The following is a 3,726-nucleotide window of genomic DNA, read 5'->3' as shown; positions in this document are numbered from 1 at the left end:
CGGAGGTCTTCCCATGGCACACCCCTTCGTCGAGGTGTTGCGACGACCCCTGGAATCCGCCGATCGGCGATCCGCCGGATCGCGCCGACAGCGGACGCCGGGTCCCGGCGCGCGTCGAGGGCCAACCGGGTCGCACGCTCACGCAGCTCGTCGGAGTACTTCTTAGGTGCGGGCATCGCTGGTGTTCCTCCCAGGTGTCGCCGATCCGGTGGCGGCGACTGGCGGCGATTGCCGCTGTGGCAGCCGGAGCGGGACTGGCCGCCGCGCACAGCCCAGCATGGGCAGTGGGAATCGGAACGGCGGCCGCGGTGCTCGCTGCTGCCGCCGAGGTGCTGCGCAGGTGAGGCACACCTCCGTCCCTACCGGCAGCCGACACGCGGGGGTGTCAACGATCTTTCCGCACGGCGTGGGACGGGTCGATCACCCTCCAGCGACTTCGGCTGCTGTATGACCGAAGCGGGTTGTTGTCCTCGTAGTCCGGCACTCTCGCCTGCCCGCTCGAGAGGTCAACTTATGCCCGCTGGGCCGCCAGTTGTCGGATCGCGGTGGGGTCGGATTCCGCTACGTATCGATAGCTTTGAGGTGGGTGGAAGGCTCGGCTGCTTCTCAGGTCGTTTAGCGGAAGAGGGGCGCCCAGGGGTAGCGCCTTGGCCAGGAAGAGCAGGCAGGCGGTCTCGGTCCCGGCCAGATAGTCGTCGAACTCGCGTCGGTTGATTCCCATCGCGTGTCCGTGGCTGCTCCAGGCGTCTTGCACGCTGAGTGTCTCGGACCGTTCAAGCTGCGCGGTTCCCACGACGGCCATCACCGGCGAGCTGGCGTACAGGACGACGGGTGAACCCTCGCGGGCGGCGACTCGGCGGCGGCGCACCTCGACTGTCTTATGGCCCGAGAGAATTGCTTCAGCGAAGCGCGGCCGTACGGACAGCAGCAGGGCTGGCGGCTCTTTACGCATCCTGATCGAAACCTTCCCGGTAGATTTGAGCGAACAGTTCAGGTTCGATCTTGCGTGGTGAAAGCGGGTAGAGCAGGCCGGTTCGTGACCCGCTGAGGACCTTCAGCCGCGGGAGTGGTATCGGGTGAGGGAAGATCTCGGTATTGGTGACACGCAGGGCTTGTCGTCGTTGACTTGCCCCGTTGCCCTGGATCTGTGAAAGTTCCCAGACGCCGAGGTGCTGGAAGCGGTCGTGCAGGTCCGCTGGCGTGCCGATGACAACCAGCTCCAGCTGGGAGCATCCGATGATGCCCGGCGCGGCTGGTGTGTTGCCGCTCATGTACCACAGGATGCGGGCGGGAGCGACGGGGCCGCCTGTGGCGGCGCGGTAGTAGACGTGCTCGCGGCTGAGACCGAGATCCTCGCGCCACAGTGGTGTGGGCACGCCGAACAGCTGGTTCGACCACCGTTGCTGGATCGACACGACGTAGGTGGGCAGCGTGGTGTCGATGATCTTCGCCGGCCACCAGTTGCGCTCCAACTGAGCGACGACGGCGGTAGGCATAGTTGATCTTAACGGTGTTGGCTCGGGTAGGTCGAGATGGCGCGCTACCGCGCTGACGTCCCGTTCGACGTCGGCCGCTGTGCCGCAGGTGTCGATGACGAACGCAGTCCACCTGCCGTCGATCTGTTGGAAGCCGTCGTCGAGCAGCGCGCGCTGCGTTCCAGGCGACAGGTGAGGGTCGTCGACCACGATCGCGGCGAGCTTGTTGGCGCGGCACTGGTTGCGCAGGATCAGCAACAATTGACGAGCCATGGTGTCGGCCAAGGGCTGGTTGGCCACCCGCAACAGCGACACGGTAAGCGCGAAGTCATGCTGGCCGGTCACGTACAGAGCGGCGACGTCCCCGCCCGGGGTGACCACTGCACAACGCTGAGTGCGTGCGACGGCGAGGGCATGAACTCGGCGGAGAAAGTCCTTGCGGCTCTCGCCGATCAGCGTCGCCGCCAGGTGCTCGACCGCGTGATCCTGCTCCGATCCCAGGGCCTTGAGCTGGTAGCCGGTGCCGAGCAACGCCACTGGCTGGTATGCCTCGGCTCGTGTGAGTTCGTCGAGGTGCACGACGACATCGGCCGGCTCGAGGATGCGTAACCCCAGGGCCCGGGCTGGTCTTCTTAGGATGCTGATCAGCCGATTGTCGTGCGTGACGAAAACACCGACCTTTGCCGCTGCGGCCGAGGCGACGTGGCGCAGGTCGTATTCATCCCGTCGACCAGCGGGATACGGGCGGTGTTCGGCGTCTATCCGGTCCAGGAGGAACTTCTGGGCGGCCTTGACGGCTTGTGAGACAGGTGCGAGTGGTGTGCACCTGCTCATCACCTCCTCGCAGGCGTCCCTTATCGTGCCGGGATCCAAGTCGGAGATCTCTCGACGGACCGAGGTCGTGACCACCAACTCGAGTTGGTCAGCGAGGTGGTCGGCGAGGAGTGCCAGCGATTCGCTGGCACCTGGTCGGCTCTGGGCCGGGCCCAGGTCGCGGATGATGTTGTTGTCCAGGGCAGCTCGCAGCAGAGGCGGATCCTGTCGTGAGAAGAGATCCGGGTGCCCGTGGTCACGCCACCAGACGTCGAGAAGGTGGCCGTTGTGGCTTCGCCCCCGTACCTGTGATCTCTTGTGAAATCCAAGATCGATCCACAGCTTGTCGATCCCATAGTCCTGGCGGCACTTGACGCTTATGCCGGCCAGATCAGAGTGCTTCGTCGAGAGGTGCTCCACAAACATCGTGGCGATTCCGCCACGGCGGCGCTCCGGGCTCACGCACAGGTAGGCGAGGCGGACTCGCTGATAGGCGATTCCGTAGAGTGCGAACCCGATCACTCTGCCTTCTTGTTTGGCCACCAGCAGGTGCCCATCCCCGGCCGCTTGCTCGTAGGCCCCACGCATCTGCATACCGAGTCGAGCCTTGAACTGACAGCCGAGCTCGAACGCCTGCGCGACAGCGTCGCTGTCGTCAGGTTCCACCGTCTCTAGCTGAACAGGTCCAGGCGAAGTCGAGAGCGACATGGACGCAGTGTGCCCGCCTGATCGCTCCGACGACATCACCCGCGCGTCCTAAAGATTGACACTCGACCGGCTTGCCGAGACGTTGCGGGTTCCCGGGACCTTGTCCGCCCTGGTCATGGCCTTCTTGATCTTTGAACCAGAACTAGGCTGCGTGGGGGGCTCGAATATTCGGTTCGGCTCCCGGCTGCCCGGCGGGCCGGGCGTCATCCTGAGCCGTGGGTGCGGCCCGGTGCGGACAGCGGCTACTGTGGAGGCCGACCGAGCCGGGCTGGCCCAGATTCCCCCGCCGCAGGGCCGGACGGGGGGCATCCCGGCGCGCCGGACGACCGCTACCCGACGGGGGCCAGTAGGCTGCCGGCGCGACCAAGACCGTCAACCGCGCCCTCGAAGCGAAAACCGCGCCCTGGCCGGGATCAAGGGCTACGTGACCAACCTGCCGAACCCTGATCCCGACCAGATCATCGGCGCCTACAGCCGACTTCTCCAGGTCGAAAAGAGCTTCCGCATGTCCAAGACGGACCTCGCCACGCGACCGGTGTTCCACCACACCCACGAATCGATCGAGGCCCACCTGACCATCGTGTTCGCCACCCTAGTGTCCTGCGCCGGAAACTCGCCTACAAAATCGGGCGAGTGACTCGAGGATCTCTTCGGCGGTCTTGGTCCATATGAACGGTCTCGGGTTGGTGTTCCAGTCGGCGATCCAGGAACGGATGTCGGCTTTCAGGGC

At 65.4% G+C, this 3,726-nt stretch carries 2 protein-coding genes and 1 pseudogene; 1 reads left to right on the top strand and 2 read right to left on the bottom strand.

Annotation, left to right across the window (positions count from 1 at the left end; all coding sequences use genetic code 11):
* Positions 1-511 precede the first annotated feature (511 nt).
* Positions 512-952 carry a hypothetical protein gene (locus ACFHWU_RS28775; protein WP_416592245.1) on the bottom strand — a complete coding sequence of 147 codons (441 nt, stop codon included), beginning with the start codon at positions 950-952 and terminating at the stop codon, positions 512-514.
* Positions 945-2,954, bottom strand: a complete 2,010-nt coding sequence (locus ACFHWU_RS28770; RefSeq protein ID WP_416592244.1) for a GNAT family N-acetyltransferase — start codon at positions 2,952-2,954, stop codon at positions 945-947. Before ACFHWU_RS28770 ends, ACFHWU_RS28775 begins: the two co-directional genes overlap by 8 nt.
* A gap of 398 nt (positions 2,955-3,352) precedes the next feature.
* On the opposite strand from ACFHWU_RS28770, the pseudogene ACFHWU_RS28765 reads away from it, so the two are divergent.
* Positions 3,353-3,591, top strand: a pseudogene (locus ACFHWU_RS28765) (IS1634 family transposase); the annotation flags it as partial.
* Positions 3,592-3,726: the final 135 nt, after the last annotated feature.

The organism is Micromonospora sp. LOL_015 (assembly GCF_048060275.1).
Lineage (GTDB): Bacteria > Actinomycetota > Actinomycetes > Mycobacteriales > Micromonosporaceae > Micromonospora_E.
This window is presented reverse-complemented; position numbering and strand designations above follow the sequence as displayed.

Bases quoted from the DNA above. Each gene is read 5' to 3' on its own strand.
- ACFHWU_RS28775 (WP_416592245.1), bottom strand. From the start codon at position 952: ATGCGTAAAGAGCCGCCAGCCCTGCTGCTGTCCGTACGGCCGCGCTTC.